15 protein-coding genes are annotated in these 15,258 nt (G+C 64.8%); 3 read left to right on the top strand and 12 right to left on the bottom strand.

Translation table 11 applies throughout. The features are described from left to right. Positions 1-23: 23 nt before the first annotated feature. Genes ubiB through ubiE form a run of 3 tightly spaced genes read right to left on the bottom strand, consistent with a single transcriptional unit; the run spans position 24 to position 3,033 of the window. Positions 24-1,643: a ubiquinone biosynthesis regulatory protein kinase UbiB gene (gene ubiB, locus MKK04_RS24390; protein WP_233687314.1), complete on the bottom strand. Its 1,620-nt coding sequence runs from the start codon at positions 1,641-1,643 to the stop codon at positions 24-26. Continuing rightward, positions 1,640-2,263: a ubiquinone biosynthesis accessory factor UbiJ gene (locus MKK04_RS24385; RefSeq protein ID WP_233687315.1), complete on the bottom strand. Its 624-nt coding sequence runs from the start codon at positions 2,261-2,263 to the stop codon at positions 1,640-1,642. The genes ubiB and MKK04_RS24385 overlap by 4 nt, the downstream gene beginning before the upstream one ends. Next, positions 2,263-3,033: a bifunctional demethylmenaquinone methyltransferase/2-methoxy-6-polyprenyl-1,4-benzoquinol methylase UbiE gene (gene ubiE / locus MKK04_RS24380; protein WP_013974541.1), complete on the bottom strand. Its 771-nt coding sequence runs from the start codon at positions 3,031-3,033 to the stop codon at positions 2,263-2,265. The genes MKK04_RS24385 and ubiE overlap by 1 nt, the downstream gene beginning before the upstream one ends. Before the next feature lie 124 nt (positions 3,034-3,157). Here ubiE and MKK04_RS24375 point away from each other — a divergent pair, with 124 nt between their 5' ends. The 3 genes from MKK04_RS24375 (at position 3,158) to MKK04_RS24365 (ending at position 4,775) form a co-directional block, all read left to right on the top strand. Then, positions 3,158-3,433: a polyhydroxyalkanoic acid system family protein gene (locus MKK04_RS24375; RefSeq protein WP_015272091.1), complete on the top strand. Its 276-nt coding sequence runs from the start codon at positions 3,158-3,160 to the stop codon at positions 3,431-3,433. A 123-nt stretch (positions 3,434-3,556) separates the two neighbouring features. Further along, positions 3,557-3,976, top strand: coding sequence for a phasin family protein (locus tag MKK04_RS24370; protein ID WP_023663112.1), 420 nt, complete (start codon positions 3,557-3,559; stop codon positions 3,974-3,976). A 10-nt stretch (positions 3,977-3,986) separates the two neighbouring features. Beyond that, positions 3,987-4,775 (top strand): phasin family protein, encoded by a 789-nt coding sequence (locus MKK04_RS24365; RefSeq protein WP_207828474.1) that lies wholly within the window; start codon positions 3,987-3,989, stop codon positions 4,773-4,775. A 130-nt stretch (positions 4,776-4,905) separates the two neighbouring features. On the opposite strand, the gene MKK04_RS24360 is transcribed toward MKK04_RS24365, so the two are convergent. The 9 genes from MKK04_RS24360 to MKK04_RS24320 all read right to left on the bottom strand — a co-directional run bounded on the left by MKK04_RS24360 (position 4,906) and on the right by MKK04_RS24320 (position 15,256). After that, positions 4,906-5,520, bottom strand: coding sequence for a TetR/AcrR family transcriptional regulator (locus tag MKK04_RS24360; protein WP_233694671.1), 615 nt, complete (start codon positions 5,518-5,520; stop codon positions 4,906-4,908). Positions 5,521-5,533: 13 nt separating this feature from the next. Beyond that, complete coding sequence (gene phaC, locus MKK04_RS24355) at positions 5,534-7,216, bottom strand: class II poly(R)-hydroxyalkanoic acid synthase (RefSeq protein WP_207828477.1); 1,683 nt, start codon at positions 7,214-7,216, stop codon at positions 5,534-5,536. Positions 7,217-7,384: 168 nt separating this feature from the next. Then, a complete protein-coding gene (gene phaZ, locus MKK04_RS24350) occupies positions 7,385-8,236 on the bottom strand; it encodes a poly(3-hydroxyalkanoate) depolymerase (protein ID WP_085587802.1) in 852 nt (283 codons plus the stop codon). A gap of 61 nt (positions 8,237-8,297) precedes the next feature. Then, positions 8,298-9,977, bottom strand: coding sequence for a class II poly(R)-hydroxyalkanoic acid synthase (phaC, locus tag MKK04_RS24345; RefSeq protein WP_087499673.1), 1,680 nt, complete (start codon positions 9,975-9,977; stop codon positions 8,298-8,300). A 269-nt stretch (positions 9,978-10,246) separates the two neighbouring features. Further along, positions 10,247-10,624, bottom strand: a complete 378-nt coding sequence (locus tag MKK04_RS24340; protein ID WP_207828480.1) for a gamma-butyrobetaine hydroxylase-like domain-containing protein — start codon at positions 10,622-10,624, stop codon at positions 10,247-10,249. A gap of 163 nt (positions 10,625-10,787) precedes the next feature. Then, on the bottom strand, positions 10,788-12,131 hold the full coding sequence (gene hslU, locus MKK04_RS24335; protein WP_015272084.1) for an ATP-dependent protease ATPase subunit HslU: 1,344 nt from the start codon (positions 12,129-12,131) through the stop codon (positions 10,788-10,790). A gap of 76 nt (positions 12,132-12,207) precedes the next feature. Continuing rightward, positions 12,208-12,738 (bottom strand): ATP-dependent protease subunit HslV, encoded by a 531-nt coding sequence (gene hslV / locus MKK04_RS24330; protein ID WP_207828483.1) that lies wholly within the window; start codon positions 12,736-12,738, stop codon positions 12,208-12,210. 245 nt (positions 12,739-12,983) lie between these two features. Further along, positions 12,984-14,255: a dihydroorotase gene (locus tag MKK04_RS24325; protein WP_241106049.1), complete on the bottom strand. Its 1,272-nt coding sequence runs from the start codon at positions 14,253-14,255 to the stop codon at positions 12,984-12,986. Continuing rightward, positions 14,252-15,256 (bottom strand): aspartate carbamoyltransferase catalytic subunit, encoded by a 1,005-nt coding sequence (locus MKK04_RS24320; protein ID WP_241106048.1) that lies wholly within the window; start codon positions 15,254-15,256, stop codon positions 14,252-14,254. Before MKK04_RS24320 ends, MKK04_RS24325 begins: the two co-directional genes overlap by 4 nt. Positions 15,257-15,258: the final 2 nt, after the last annotated feature.

The raw sequence follows: 15,258 nt of genomic DNA, 5'->3' as shown, positions 1-15,258 counted from the left end.
GTGCCAGCCATGGGCGCGGCTGGCTATTGGCGCACGATCAGGTAAAGGCCAGCAGCCAGCATCAGCCAGGCCGGCCAGGCGGCAGGGGCAGCCAGGCTGGCGGCTGCGGCGGCGCCAGCGGCCAGGACCGCGCCTCCGCCGAGCAGGCCGGCGCCGAGCAGGCGCAGCGCCCAGCGGTCGCCCTGGCGGCGCCGCTCCGGCAGTTGCGGATCGTGCAGGTGCGGTTGCGACAGGCGTTCGAGCAGGTCGCGGGCCATGTCGGCCAGGTGCGGCAGTTGCTCGACCTGGCTGTGGATGTTGCCGAGCACGGCCTTGGGGCTCATGCGGTCGCGCATCCAGCGCTCGAGGAATGGCTTGGCGGTGCTCCACAGGTCCAGGTCGGGGTACAGCTGGCGGCCCAGGCCTTCGATGTTGAGCAGGGTCTTCTGCAGCAGGACCAGTTGCGGCTGCACTTCCATGTTGAAGCGCCGGGCGGTCTGGAACAGGCGCATCAGCACCTGGCCGAAGGAAATATCCTTTAACGGTTTTTCGAAGATCGGCTCGCACACGGTGCGGATCGCCGCTTCGAACTCGTTGACCTTGGTGTGTGCCGGCACCCAGCCCGAGTCGATGTGCAACTGGGCGACGCGGCGGTAGTCACGCTTGAAGAAAGCGATCAGGTTGCGCGCCAGGTAGTCCTGGTCCTCGGCGGTCAGGCTGCCGACGATGCCGCAGTCGATGGCGATGTACTGCGGGCTCCACGGTTTGACCGTGCTGACGAAGATGTTGCCGGGGTGCATGTCGGCATGGAAGAAACTGTCGCGGAACACCTGGGTGAAGAATACCTCCACGCCCCGTTCGGCCAGCAGCTTCATGTCGGTGCGCTGGTCGGCCAAGGTGGCCATGTCGGTCACCGGCACGCCGTAGATACGCTCCATCACCAGCACCTTGGGGCGGCACAGGTCCCAGTACACCTGGGGCACATACATCAGCTCGGAGCCTTCGAAGTTGCGCCGCAGCTGGCTGGCGTTGGCCGCTTCGCGCAGCAGGTCGAGCTCGTCGTAGATGGTTTTTTCGTAGTCGCCGACGATTTCCACCGGGTGCAGGCGGCGGGCGTCGGCCGAAGCGCGTTCGGCGGCCTTGGCAATCAGGAACAGCCAGGCCAGGTCCTGGGCGATCACCGGCTTCAGGCCCGGGCGTACCACCTTGACCACCACTTCCTCGCCACTTTTCAGGCGCGCAGCGTGCACCTGGGCCACCGAGGCCGAGGCCAGCGGCTCGACGTCGAAGCGGCTGAACAGTTGCGTCACCGGGGCGCCCAGCTGTGCCTCGATCAGCGCCACGGCCTGCTTGGGGTCGAACGGCGGTACGCGGTCCTGCAGCAACATCAGCTCATCGGCAATGTCGTTGGGCAGCAGGTCACGGCGGGTGGACAACAACTGGCCGAACTTGATGAAGATCGGCCCCAGGTCCTGCAGGGCCAGGCGCAGGCGCGCGCCACGGCTGAGCTCGTTCGGCTTGCGCGGCAGCCAGCGCCATGGCATCAGCAGGCGCAGGCTCATCAGCCACCAGGGCAGCGGCAGGTCGAACAGCAGGTCATCGAGACGGTAGCGGATCACCACACGCTGGATGCGAAAAAGACGGCGGACGGCGAGCAGCTTCATGCGTTATCGCTGGTATCAAGGGATCGGGAGAGGCGCTTGAGGCGCGCCTCGAGGCGTTCTGTATCGAGCTTCAGGGCATCGAGCTCGCTGAAGGCGGCTTCGGCTTCGCGCTTGCCAACCAAGGTACGGGACTCTTCGGCCAGGTACTCGGAAAGGTTCTGGCTGAAGCGCGCCAGGCCCTGGCGGGTCCAGCGTGCGCGCAGGCGGATGTGGCCGGCCAGCAGCGCCGTGGCGACCGGGCCGAGCCAGCGTTGCAGCTCGTGTTCCCAGTCAAGCTCCAGGTCCTGCAGCACACCGAACAGGTCGAGCAGCACGGCGCTGTCGCCATGCAGCTCGACCTGCGGGCTGTGCAGCACGGCGGTCTTGTCCTTGGCCAGGGCCAGTTGCGCCAGGCTGCCGGCCGGGGCGCGCAGGCTGCAATCGACCTCGCCTTGCCAATGGCCGGCGAGCATCAAGCCTTGTTCATCGGGCAGGATGAACACCTGCAGGGCCGGCTGGCGGCAGTCGATCTCGATGACCTTGCCGTCCAGCGCGGCCAGCCGCGGCAGGGCCGTGCTGTCCATGCGCAGGACCCGGTTCAGGCCATGTTCGACGCTGGCGAGCAGCCCGGCCAGCAGCATCAGGGCTTGATCCCCCGGTGCACGGCGACGATGCCGCTGGTCATGTTGTGGTAGGTGACACGGTCGAAACCGGCCTCGACCATCATGGCTTTCAGGGTTTCCTGATCGGGGTGCATGCGGATCGATTCGGCGAGGTAACGGTAGCTTTCCGAATCGTTGGTGATCAGCTTGCCGGCCAGTGGCATGAAGGCGAACGAGTAGGCGTCGTAGGCCTTGGACATCAGCTTGTTGGTCGGCTTGGAGAACTCCAGCACCAGCAGGCGACCGCCCGGCTTGAGCACGCGCAGCATCGAGCGGATGGCTTCGTCCTTGTGGGTGACGTTGCGCAGGCCGAAGGCAATGGTCACGCAGTCGAAGTGGTTGTCCGGGAATGGCAGCTTCTCGGCGTCGGCCTGGACGAACTCGATGTTGCCGGCCACGCCACGGTCGAGCAGGCGGTCACGGCCGACCTTGAGCATCGACTCGTTGATGTCGGCCAGCACGACCTGACCGGTCGGGCCGACCAGCCGCGAGAACTTGGCGGCCAGGTCGCCGGTACCGCCGGCAATGTCCAGTACCCGGTTGCCGGCGCGTACGCCCGACAGCTCGATGGTGAAGCGCTTCCACAGGCGGTGCATGCCGCCGGAAAGCACGTCGTTCATCAGGTCGTACTTGGCCGCCACCGAGTGGAACACCTCGGCGACTTTCTTCGCCTTCTGGCTTTCAGGGACGTCCTGGTAACCGAAATGGGTGGTGGGTTCGGCGTGGTCGCCTTTGCGCTGGTCGTTCATATCGCTTCACCGGAAAAAATTACCGCCATTCTAGGGCGAACGGGCGGATTTGTCTTGGCGGGGTGTGCCAGTGGGCAGGGGCGGGCATAATGCCCATTATGTCTTCACCTTCAGGAACACCCGCATGACCCAGATCAGCGTCGAACGCAAACATTCCCTCGGCCGTGATGCCGCCCGTGCCAAGGCCGAAGCGCTGGTCGACAAACTGACTCGCGAATACGACCTCAAGGCCACCTGGAACGGTGACCGGGTCGACGTGGCGCGCAGCGGTGCCAACGGCAGCGTGCACATCTTCGATGACCGCATCCGCGTCGAATTGAAGCTGGGCATGATGCTGTCGATGATGAGCGGCACCATCAAGGGCGAGATCGAGCGGGCGCTGGACAAAGCCCTGGCCTGATCCCTCCCCGGGGCCATGCTCGTTCACCTTAGGGTGAAGATTCTAATTTCCCTCTCTACCTTGTGCTCAAGCCCAACCTCCATGGGCGGTTCCTCCTCCACTCATGAGCATGAGGTACAGAGCATGGCCAAAGTGACAGTGAAGAAAAAGGACGACGCCCCGGGCACGCTGGGCGAGGTGCGCGGCTACGCGCGCAAGATCTGGCTGGCGGGCATCGGCGCCTATGCGCGCGTGGGCCAGGAAGGCTCCGACTACTTCAATGAGCTGGTCAAGGCCGGCGAAGGCGTCGAGAAGCGTGGCAAGAAGCGCATCGACAAAGAGCTCGATGCTGCCAACAATCAGATCGACGAAGCGACCCAGGAGGTCAGCCGCGTACGTGGCAAGGTCGAAGTTCAACTGGACAAGATCGAAAAAGCTTTCGACGCGCGGGTCGGTCGCGCCTTGAATCGCCTGGGCATTCCGTCTAAACATGACGTTGAGGCGTTGTCCATCAAGCTTGAACAGCTGCACGAGCTGCTCGAGCGCGTCGCGCACAAACCATAAGGAGAGCAGGATGGCTGGCAAGAAGAATTCCGAGAAAGAAGGCAGCTCCTGGGTCGGCGGGATCGAGAAGTACTCCCGCAAGATCTGGCTGGCAGGGCTGGGTATCTATTCGAAGATCGACCAGGACGGCCCGAAGCTGTTCGACTCGCTGGTGAAGGATGGCGAGAAGGCCGAGAAGCAGGCGAAGAAGACCGCTGAAGACGTGGCGGAAACCGCCAAGTCGTCGACCACTTCGCGTGTGTCGGGCGTGAAGGACCGTGCGCTGGGCAAGTGGAGCGAACTCGAAGAGGCCTTCGACAAACGCCTGAACAGCGCCATCTCGCGCCTTGGCGTGCCGAGCCGCAACGAGATCAAGGCCCTGCACCAGCAGGTGGACAGCCTGACCAAGCAGATCGAGAAATTGACCGGTGCTTCGGTTACGCCGATTTCGTCGCGCACTGCTGCGGCCAAACCGGCTGCGAGCAAGGCGGCGGCCAAGCCACTGGCCAAGACGGCAGCGGCCAAGCCTGCGGCGAAAACCGCGGCGGCCAAGCCGGCAGCCAAAACTGCTGCGGCAAAACCTGCCACCAAGGCGGCTGCCAAACCTGTAGCAGCCAAACCAGCGGCGAAACCGGCAGCGGCCAAGCCTGCGGCAGCCAAGAAACCTGCGGTGAAGAAAGCACCGGCGAAACCGGCAGCCGCCAAGCCGGCAGCCCCAGCGGCCAGCGCCGCTCCGGTCGCTAGCGCAGCTCCTGCACCAACCGCGGCTCCGGCCAGCAACCCGCCGTCGGCACCGACAGGCACCGGTACCCTGATCTGATACCGCGTCGCCTTCTTCGCGGGTAAACCCGCTCCCACAGGTAGTGCGCCGCTTGTAAGCTCTGCACCGTACCTGTAGGAGCGGGTTCACCCGCGAATGCGTCGGCTGCTGCAATACATTCCTGTCAGGCTTAACCCTCCAGGTAGCGCACCGCCAACTGCTCCGCCGCCCCCCGCGCCTGAGCCTGCAGATGCGGCGCCACCAGCATCATCACCTGGTACACCACAATCCCCACATCCCCATCGCGCCCCAGTACCCGCTGGTAATCCAGTGAGAACATCAGCGTCAGGGTGATCTGCTCCACCAGTTGCCCCAGCGCCTGGGTATCGCTCTCAACCAGCCCCTGGCCCTTGAGGCTGGCCAGCAATGCCGCCAGCGTGCGCTTGAGCGCGTTGATCAGGCTGCGCATGCCGCGGGCCAGTTTGGGCAGGCGCCCGGTCAGGTTCGACAGGTCCTGGAACAGGAAACGGTACTGCGCCATGCGCTCGACGATCAGGTGCAGGAACAGCCAGTAGTCCTCGGCGTCCAGGCGTACCTCCAGCGGCGGGTCGAGCAAGGGCATCAGCGCTTCTTCAAAGCGCTCGAACAGCCCCAGCACCAACGGCTCCTTGCCGTGGAAGTGGTAGTAAAGGTTGCCGGGGCTGATGCCCAGTTCGTTGGCAATCTCCAGGGTGGATACGTTCGGTTCGCCCTGCTGGTTGAACAGTTGCAGGGCGCATTCGAGGATACGGTCGCGAGTCTTCATCCAGTCGGCATGCTCATCGGGTCAGCACGTAAGTGCCCGGCGCTGGGCCCAGCGGTGGGTAGGTGGTATTGCCCAGCTCGCTGCGCGGTGCCTTGAGCGGGCCGGAGCGCGCGGTGATCCACTCCAGCCACAACGGCCACCAGCTGCCTTCGCTGCGCTTGGCGTCGTGGAACCAGGCGCGCGGGTCGCTGGACAGTTTGGGGTTGGCCAGGTAGTAGGCCTTGGGGTTGCCGGGCGGGTTGATGATGCTCTGGATGTGCCCGCTATTGGCCAGCACGAAGCGCCGGTCGCCCCCCAGCAGCAAGGCCGAGCGGTACACCGCGTCCCACGGGGTGATGTGATCGTTGCTGCCGGCCACGGTGAAGCTGTCCAGCTCGACCTTCTGCAGGTCGATGGGGGTGCCGCATACCTCCAGGCCGGCGGGGTGGGTCAGCGGGTTGTGCTTGAAGAAGTCCAGCAGGTCGCCATGCAGCGCGGCGGGCAGGCGCGTGCTGTCGGCGTTCCAGTACAGGATGTCGAAGGCCGGTGGTGTCTTGCCGAGCAGGTAGTTGTTGACCCAGTAGTTCCAGATCAGGTCGTTGGGCCGCATCCAGGCAAAGATCCGCGCCACCTCGGCGCCATCCAGCACGCCGCGCTGGTAGGAGCGGCGCTTGGCGGCCTCGATGGTTTGCTCGTCGGCGAACAGGCTGGCTGGGCTTTCGAACTTGCTGTCCAGCAGGCTGACCAGGTAGGTGGCGCTGCGCACCCGGCGCAGTTGGTGCTTGGCCTGCAGGTGGCCCTGCAACGCGGCCATGGTCAGGCCGCCGGCGCAGGCGCCCATCAGGTTGGGGTCGCGGTTGCCGCTGATGCTGCGGCAGGCGTTGAGCGCTTCTTCCAGGGCCTGCACATAGCTGGACAGGCCCCACTCGCGGTGGCGCGGGTCGGGGTTGCGCCAGCTGACCATGAATACCTGCAGGCCGCTCTTGAGCATGTACTGGACGAAGCTGTTGGTCGAGCTGAGGTCGAAGATGTAGAACTTGTTGATCTGCGGCGGCACCACCAGCAGTGGCCTGGCGTGCTGCTTTTCGCTCATCGGCTTGTACTGGATCAGTTCCAGCAGCTCGTTGCGGAACACCACGGCGCCGGCGGTCGCGGCCAGGTTGCCGCCTACTTCGAAAGCGCGTTCGTCGACCTGGCGTGGCAGGCCGTCATTGTGGCGCAGATCATCGAGCAGGTGGGCCACGCCGCGTACCAGGCTCAGGCCTCCGCTGTTGAACATCTCCTTGACCGCCAGCGGGTTGAGGAGCGAGTTGCTCGGTGCCAACGCATCGTTGATCAGGTTGAACAGGAAGTGCGCACGGGCGCGGTCATCGTCGTCCAGGTGGCTTTCCTCGATCCACAGGCGGGTCTGCTTCTGCCAGGCCAGGTAGGCCTGCAGGCCACGGCGGTAGAATGGGTTCTGGCTCCATGTAGGGTCGTTGAAGCGTGGATCGCGCGGGTTCGGCTGATACGGTGTGTCACCCAGCATCACCCGGCCCAGCTGGCCGCCCAGAGCCAACAGGTGATGCGCGGTGTGCAGCGGGTGGCGCAAGCTCTGGCGGCTGACATTGCGCAGCGTGGAAATCAGGTCCCGGCCGCGCAGGCCGAGGATGGCGTTCTGCACGTTCATGCTGGTGGCGGGAAGCGTTGGCGTTCCTTTGGCCGGTTTGTCTTTCATGGCAACACTCCCTCGTCCTGACCTGGTGCCTCATGACTAAACATACTTATTGATTTGGCAGGGGCTCTGTGGGAGCGGGTTCACCCGCGAACACCGGCGAAGCCGGTGCCATGCACCGAGCTGGATTCTTCGCGGGTGAACCCGCTCCCACAGGGCCCCAAATCGCCCTCACACTCCCGAAGCCGGGCGAGGGTGCATGACGGCGCGCTGTCGTTCTTGTTGAAGGAACTTCATGATGATCGGGGCGACGGCCTCGGCCCGGGTGATCAGGAACAGATGGCCGTCGTCGATAATGTGTAGCTGGGCATTGGGAATTCGCCAGGCCAGCAGGCGCATGTTGATCAGCGGGATCAGCGGGTCGTCGTCGCCGGCCAGCACCAGGGTTGGCTGCTGGATCTTGTGCAGCCAGTGGATGCTGGTCCAGCCAAGCCCGGCGAACAGCTGCCAGTAGTAGCCCATCTTGCCGCCGGAGCGCACCTTGGCGGCATGCTGCATGGCCAGCTCCGGGTCACGCCGGAAGCCGCCGCCATAGATCGTCGGCGCAATGCGGATGACATGCGACGGCTGTACGTAGCGCCGTGGGCTGGCCATCATCCACAGCACCTTGGGCTTGCCCGGCACCATCACCGCACCGGCGGCAGTGGCGGCCAGCACCAGCTTCTTGCAGCGCTCGGGGTAATCGTGGGCGAACTGCTGGGCCAGGGCGCCGCCCCAGGACACGCCGATGACATTGACCTGGCCATAGTCGAGGTAATCGAGCATGCGTGCTGTCAGTTTGGCCAGCCCGGGGAAGCGGTACGGGTGGCGCGGCGTGGACGAGCCGCCGACCCCGGGCACGTCGAAGGCAATGACTTCCAGGTCCGGGTCCAGTGCTTCGATGAACGGAAACACCAGCTCCAGGTTCGCGCCGATGCCGTTGAAGATCAGCAGCGGCGTCAGGTGCGGTTTGCCCGGGCGGACGGCGGTGCGAATGGACTGGTTGTCCAGCTCGACGGTCCTGAAGATATAGGGTTGCGGCATGCACGTGACTCTTGGGTGAAATGAACACCGTGGCACCCCGCAGGGGCCACGGCGCTGCAGCTCAACGCTCGTGAACGTAGGTGCCCGGGGCGGCTTCGCCGGCGGCATAGGCTCGGTTGCCCAGGCGGGTCGGCGCCTTTTTCAGCTCGCCGGCACGCTCGCCCAGCCAGCTTTGCCAGTGCAGCCACCAGGAGTCTGCATGCTTGGTGGCGTTTTCCTGCCAGGCCACCGGGTCACCCGGGCGATCGGCACCGGTCATGAAGCGTGCCTTGGGGTTGCCCGGTGGGTTGAGGATGCTCTGGATATGGCCGCTGTTGGACAGCACGAACTCGATCTTGCCGCCGAACAGGTGTGCCGAGCGATAGCACGACTGCCACGGGGTGATGTGGTCGGCGGTGCCCGCTACGCTGAAGATGTCGCACTGCACTTTTTTCAGGTCGATCGGCGTACCGCACACTTCCAGGGCGTCCGGGCGGGTCAGCGGGTTGCTCTTGAACATTTCGATGAGGTCGCCGTGGAAGGCGGCCGGCAGACGCGTGGTGTCGTTGTTCCAGAACAGGATGTCGAATACCGGCGGCTCGTTGCCGAGCAGGTAGTTGTTGACCCAGTAATTCCAGATCAGGTCGTTGGGGCGCATCCAGGCGAACACCTTGGCCATCTCGCTGCCTTCGAGCACGCCAGCCTGGTACGAGTGACGCTTGGCGGCCTCCAGGGTCTGCTCGTCGACGAACAGCGCGACCTGGTTGTCCATGGTGGTGTCCAGCACGCTGACCAGCAGGGTCAGGGCATGGACCTTGTTCTCGCCAAGGGCGGCATAGTGGCCCACCAACGCCGTGCAGGTGATGCCGCCGGAGCAGGCACCGAGCATGTTCAGGTCTTTGCTGCCGGTAATCGCCAGCACCGCGTCGACTGCTTCCTTGAGTGCATCGATGTAGGTGGACAGGCCCCATTCGCGCTGGGCCTTGGTCGGGTTGCGCCAGCTGATGATGAAGGTCTGCTGCTGCGAGCGCAGGCAGTAGCGCGCCAGGCTCTTTTCCGGGCTCAGGTCGAATACGTAGAACTTGTTGATCTGCGGTGGCACCACCAGCAGCGGGCGGGCATGCACCTGCTCGGTGATGGGGCTGTACTGGATCAGCTCCAGCACATCGTTGCGGTACACCACGGCACCTTCGCTGGTGCCCAGGTTCTTGCCCACCTCGAAGGCGTCCATGTTCACCTGGCTCGGCATGCCGCCGTTGTTGACCAGGTCCTTGGCCAGGTTGGACAGGCCATCGAGCAGGCTCTTGCCGCCGGTTTCGAAGAAGCGTTTGACCGCTGCCGGGTTGGACAGGGTGTTGGTCGGTGCCATGGCCTCGGTCATCAGGTTGATGACGAACTGGCCGCGGCTGATGTCCTGGGGCGACAGGTCGCTGCTGCCGATCCAGTCCTGCAGCTCTTTGCGCCAGGCCAGGTAGGTTTGCAGGTAGCGGCGGTAAAGCGGGTTGTTGCTCCAGGCCGGGTCATTGAAGCGACGGTCGTCGCTTTCCGGGGCAAGGCTGGACTTGCCCAGCAGTACGTTCTTCAGTTCCAGGCCAAAGTGGGCCACATGCTTGGCGCTGTGCAGCGGTTGGCGCACGGCCTGGCGCAGCACGGTGCGTGCCGAGCTCAACAGGTCCTTGCGACGGATACCGATGACCGGGTTCAGCCCCAGGGTGTTTTCCGAGGCCTGCCGCTGCAGCTCATCGTTGTTCTTGTTACTCATCTACGACGCTCCGTTGTCCTGAGACGAGTACCGGTTGCTGTGGCGGGTGCACAGTGCTGAGCCCGGTACTGCTACTCGGGTTACCAGTGATAAGGAACAGCGGTGCTGCGAGGGTTCTGACTACCTGCCATTTGATGCAGGGAACTTGCCACCCCCCATTGGTTACCCGACTTTCATGTAATGCGCAAGACAGCCCGTCATTGGGCTGTCTGTAAGTCATTCAAACAGATGATTTTAGAAAATGCGCTCTAAACCCGGCAGGCCTTGCGCTAGAGCATGAGTTTGACCACCGACTCGGCGGGGTCGCGGGACTTTCCGGCCTTGTGCAGTTCGTCGAGGTACTCGGCCCACAGCTGTTCCTGGCGCAGGCACAGCTGTTCGAGGTATTCCCAGGTGAACAGACCGCTGTCATGGCCGTCGTCGAAGGTCAGTTTCAGTGCATATTGGCCGGCAGGTTCCAGGCCGATGAGGCCGACGTTGATCTTGCCGAACTGCAGGATGGGGTTGCCGTGGCCCTGGACCTCGGCGGAGGGGGAATGCACGCGCAGGAATTCGGCGGGCAGGTGGTAGACCTCGCCGGGGGCGTAGGTGAGGCTGAGGGTTTTCGAGGCTTTGTGCAGGTTGATGGCGGTGGGCAGGCGGGCCATGGGCGGAATCTCTCGGGAGCTGATGAAGCAAGCTTCCAGCTTATGATGGAGGGATTCAAGGGCCTCTTCGCGGGCACGCCCGCTCCCACAGGATCACCACATGCTTTGGGTCTGTGGTGATCCTGTGGGAGCGGGCGTGCCCGCGAAGCAGTCGACGCCGTTTTTACAGGATGTAACGCGACAGGTCTTCGTTCTGCGCCAGCTCACCCAGGTGGCTGTTCACATACGCCGCGTCGATCTGGATCGGCGCTTCGTCATGGGTGCTGGCCAGGTCGCCAGCGCTGAACGACACCTCTTCGAGCAACCGCTCGAGCAGGGTGTGCAGGCGGCGGGCACCGATGTTCTCGGTCTTCTCGTTGACCTGGTAGGCAATTTCGGCCAGGCGCTTGATGCCGTCGGCGAGGAACTCGATGTTCAGGCCTTCGGTTTTCAGCAGGGCCTGGTACTGCTCGGTCAGCGACGCGTGCGGCTCCTGCAGGATGCGCTCGAAGTCTTCCGGGGTCAGGGCCTTGAGCTCCACGCGGATCGGCAGGCGGCCTTGCAGCTCGGGCACCAGGTCGCTCGGCTTGCTCAGGTGGAACGCACCCGAGGCAATGAACAGGATGTGGTCGGTCTTGACCATGCCCAACTTGGTGTTGACCGTGCAGCCTTCGATCAGCGGCAGCAGGTCGCGCTGCACGCCTTCACGGGACACATCGGCACCACCAACGTTGCCACGCTTGGCAACCTTGTCGATTTCGTCGATGAACACGATGCCGTGCTGCTCGACCGCTTCCAGGGCCTTGGCCTTGAGCTCTTCCTCGTTGACCAGGCGGCTCGCTTCTTCATCGCGAACCATCTTCAGCGCTTCTTTCACCTTCAGCTTGCGCGCCTTGCGCTTGCCTTTGCCCATGTTGGCGAACAGGCTCTGCAGCTGGTTGGTCATTTCTTCCATGCCGGGCGGCGCGGCAATTTCCACGCCCACGGCATCGGCCACTTCGATCTCGATTTCCTTGTCGTCCAGCTGGCCTTCGCGCAGGCGCTTGCGGAACAGTTGGCGGGTGTTGGAGTCGGTGCTGGTCTGCGCGGCTTCCTCGGCGAAGCTGCTTACCCGCGCCTGCGGCAGCAGGGCGTCGAGGATGCGGTCTTCGGCGGCATCTTCGGCGCGGTGGCGCACGCGGATGATTTCCTGCTCACGCAGCATCTTCAGCGCGGCATCGGCCAGGTCGCGGATGATCGACTCGACGTCGCGGCCCACGTAGCCCACTTCGGTGAACTTGGTGGCTTCGACCTTGAGGAACGGCGCATTGGCCAGCTTGGCCAGGCGGCGGGCGATTTCGGTCTTGCCGACGCCGGTAGGGCCGATCATCAGGATGTTCTTCGGTGTCACTTCGGCACGCAGCTCGGCAGGGAGCTGCATGCGCCGCCAGCGGTTGCGCAGGGCAATGGCCACGGCGCGCTTGGCGTCGTCCTGGCCGATGATGTGGCGGTTGAGTTCGTGGACGATCTCGCGGGGGGTCATGGACATGATGAAAATGGTCCTCGGGCGGAATGAATCAGCGTGGAAAAGTCCCATCACCGGGATGGGACGCCAGAACCACTGATCAGTCGGCCAGGTCCTGCTCCTCGATGGTCAGGTTGTGGTTGGTGAACACGCAGATGTCGCCGGCGATGTTCAGGGCGGTCTCGGCGATTTCACGGGCCGAGAGGTCGGTCTTGTCCAGCAGGGCGCGGGCTGCAGCCTGGGCGTAGGCGCCGCCGGAACCCATGGCGATCAGGCCGTCCTCGGGCTCGACCACGTCGCCGTTGCCGGTGATGATCAGGGAGGCGTCCTTGTTGGCTACGGCCAGCATGGCTTCCAGGCGGCTCAGGGAACGGTCGGTACGCCATTCCTTGGCCAGCTCGACGGCGGCACGGACCAGGTGGCCCTGGTGTTTTTCAAGCTGGCCTTCAAAGCGCTCGAACAGGGTGAACGCATCGGCGGTGGCGCCGGCGAAGCCCGCGATGACCTGGCCGTGATACAGGCGGCGCACCTTCTTGGCGTTGCCTTTCATCACGGTGTTGCCGAGGGATACCTGGCCGTCGCCGCCCATGACGACTTTGCCGTTACGGCGGACAGAAACGATGGTGGTCAAGGGGAGAGTCTCCACGCAGCGGGGCGAAAGTGCCTGATGCAGACTCATATGGGGGTGGGGGGAAGGATTTCAACCGTGGGGGATGAATGGTCGGTGCAGGCTCAAGGTTGTACGCGGTCAATGTGGGAGCGGCCTTGCGTGGCGAAAGGGCCGCGCAGCGGCCCCAGGTTCTCGGCATCACGCATAGATTGCTGGGGCCGCTTTGCGGCCCTATCGCGACACAAGGCCGCTCCCACAGGGGGTACTCAGGCCTCGTGGCAGACGTGCCCATCGACCAAGGTATAACGCACTGCACCCGGCAGGCAGTGGCCGATGAACGGGCAGTTCTCGCCGCGCGAGAACCATTGCTCGCCGGCCACGGTCGAGGCTTGCGGGTCGAACAGCACCAGGTCGGCCGCGCCACCCACTTTCAGCTCACCGGCCGGCAGGCGCAGGGCCGCCGCCGGGCCGCTGCTCAGGCGGGCCAGCAGGGTTGGCAGGTCGAGCAGGCCGTCCTGCACCAGGGTCATGGCCAGCGGCAGCAGCAGTTCGACGCTACTGATGCCCGGCTCGGTGGCGCCGAACGGGGCCAGCTTGGCGTCGCGCTCGTGCGGCTGGTGGTGGCTGGAAATCGCCTGGATCACCCCCGACTTCACTGCCGCACGCAGGCCGTCACGGTCGGCGGTGGTACGCAGCGGTGGTTGCACGTGGTACAGGCTGGAGAATTCACGCAGCGATTCGTCGGTGAGAATCAGCTGGTACAGCGCCACGTCGGCGGTCACCGGCAGGCCAAGCTGCTGGGCCTGCTCGATCAGCCGCGCGCCACGGGCACTGGTGATCTGGGTGAAGTGCGCGCGCACGCCGGTCTGTTCGACCAGCAGCAGGTTGCGCGCCAGGGCCACGGTCTCGGCGGTTTCCGGGATGCCCGGCAGGCCGAGGAAGCTGGCCATGGCACCTTCGTGGGCCAGGCCGCCGTGGGCCAGGTCGCGGTCCTGGGAGTGGAACACCACGGTCAGGTCGAAGGTGGCGGCGTATTCCAGGGCGCGGGCCAGGGTACGGTTGTTGGGGATTTCCTTCAGGCCATTGCCGAAGGCCACGCAGCCGGTGTCGCGCAGGGCCACCAGCTCGGCCAGCTGCTCGCCTTCCAGGCCCTTGGTCAGGGCGCCGATCGGGTAGACCTTGCTGTTGGCGGCCTCGCGGGCGCGGTCGAGGATCAGCTCGGCCACGGCCGAGGTGTCCAGCACCGGCTTGGTCTGCGGCGGGCAGCACAGGCTGGTGACACCGCCGGCGACGGCGGCGCGGGTTTCACTGGCGATATTGCCTTTGCGGCTGTAGCCCGGCTCGCGCAGGGACACACCGAGGTCGACCAGGCCGGGCGCGGCGACCAGGCCATCAGCCTGGATCGTGCGGCTGGCGCTGAACCCCTCCGGGGCTGCGCCGATGGCGGCAATGCGGCCGCCGTCCAGGTGCAGGTCGGTGACCTGGTCCAGGCCGCTGTTGGGGTCGATGACCCGGGCGCCGAGAATACTGATGGTCACTGGGCGTTCTCCTGGTCGAATTGACGTTGCGCGTTCTGCCCGCTCATGGCCATGGACAGCACGGCCATGCGCACGGCGATGCCGTAGGTGACCTGGTTGAGGATCACCGAGTGCTTGCCGTCGGCCACCGCCGACTCGATTTCCACGCCACGGTTGATCGGGCCTGGGTGCATGACGATGGCGTCGGGCTTGGCCCCGGCCAGGCGCGCGGTGGTCAGGCCGAACAGGCGGTAGAACTCGCCTTCACTGGGCAGCAGGCCGCCGGCCATGCGCTCACGCTGCAGGCGCAACATGATCACCACGTCGACGTCCTTAAGGCCTTCGGCGAGGTCGGTGTACACCTTCACACCGTATTGCTCGATGCCGATCGGGATCAGGGTTTTCGGGCCGACCACGCGAATGTCCGGGCAGCCCAGCGCTTTGAGTGCCAGCATGTCGGAGCGGGCCACGCGCGAGTGCAGGATGTCGCCGACGATGGCCACCGACAGGTTCTCGAAGCTGCCCTTGTGGCGGCGGATGGTGAGCATGTCTAGCATGCCCTGGGTCGGGTGCGCGTGGCGGCCATCACCACCGTTGATCACGGCCACTTCCGGGCACACGTGCTCGGCGATGAAGTGCGCGGCCCCGGAGTCGGAGTGGCGCACCACGAACATGTCGGCGGCCATGGCTTCGAGGTTGCGCAGGGTGTCGAACAGGGTCTCGCCCTTGCTGGTCGAGGAGGTCGACACGTTCAGGCTGATCACGTCGGCCGACAGGCGCTGGGCGGCAAGTTCGAAGGTGGTACGGGTACGGGTGGAGTTCTCGAAGAACACGTTGCACACGGTCTTGCCGCGCAGCAACGGGACTTTTTTCACGGCCCGGGCACCGACTTCGAGGAAGGAGTCGGCGGTGTCGAGGATCTCGGTGAGCAGTTCGCGGGGCAAACCGTCGAGCGAGAGGAAGTGGCGCAGCTGGCCCTGATAATTGAGCTGCAGCGGGCGCTTGGCGTCGATTGGCGTCATCG

This window comes from Pseudomonas sp. LS.1a (genome assembly GCF_022533585.1).
Lineage (GTDB): Bacteria > Pseudomonadota > Gammaproteobacteria > Pseudomonadales > Pseudomonadaceae > Aquipseudomonas.
This window is presented reverse-complemented; position numbering and strand designations above follow the sequence as displayed.

Bases quoted from the DNA above. Each gene is read 5' to 3' on its own strand.
- MKK04_RS24340 (WP_207828480.1), bottom strand. From the start codon at position 10,624: ATGGCCCGCCTGCCCACCGCCATCAACCTGCACAAAGCCTCGAAAACC.
- MKK04_RS24360 (WP_233694671.1), bottom strand. From the start codon at position 5,520: ATGAAGACTCGCGACCGTATCCTCGAATGCGCCCTGCAACTGTTCAAC.
- ubiE (WP_013974541.1), bottom strand. From the start codon at position 3,033: ATGAACGACCAGCGCAAAGGCGACCACGCCGAACCCACCACCCATTTC.
- phaC (WP_207828477.1), bottom strand. From the start codon at position 7,216: ATGAAAGACAAACCGGCCAAAGGAACGCCAACGCTTCCCGCCACCAGC.
- hslU (WP_015272084.1), bottom strand. From the start codon at position 12,131: ATGTCCATGACCCCCCGCGAGATCGTCCACGAACTCAACCGCCACATC.
- phaC (WP_087499673.1), bottom strand. From the start codon at position 9,977: ATGAGTAACAAGAACAACGATGAGCTGCAGCGGCAGGCCTCGGAAAAC.
- MKK04_RS24365 (WP_207828474.1), top strand. From the start codon at position 3,987: ATGGCTGGCAAGAAGAATTCCGAGAAAGAAGGCAGCTCCTGGGTCGGC.
- phaZ (WP_085587802.1), bottom strand. From the start codon at position 8,236: ATGCCGCAACCCTATATCTTCAGGACCGTCGAGCTGGACAACCAGTCC.
- MKK04_RS24370 (WP_023663112.1), top strand. From the start codon at position 3,557: ATGGCCAAAGTGACAGTGAAGAAAAAGGACGACGCCCCGGGCACGCTG.
- ubiB (WP_233687314.1), bottom strand. From the start codon at position 1,643: ATGAAGCTGCTCGCCGTCCGCCGTCTTTTTCGCATCCAGCGTGTGGTG.
- MKK04_RS24385 (WP_233687315.1), bottom strand. From the start codon at position 2,263: ATGCTGCTGGCCGGGCTGCTCGCCAGCGTCGAACATGGCCTGAACCGG.
- MKK04_RS24375 (WP_015272091.1), top strand. From the start codon at position 3,158: ATGACCCAGATCAGCGTCGAACGCAAACATTCCCTCGGCCGTGATGCC.
- MKK04_RS24320 (WP_241106048.1), bottom strand. From the start codon at position 15,256: ATGACGCCAATCGACGCCAAGCGCCCGCTGCAGCTCAATTATCAGGGC.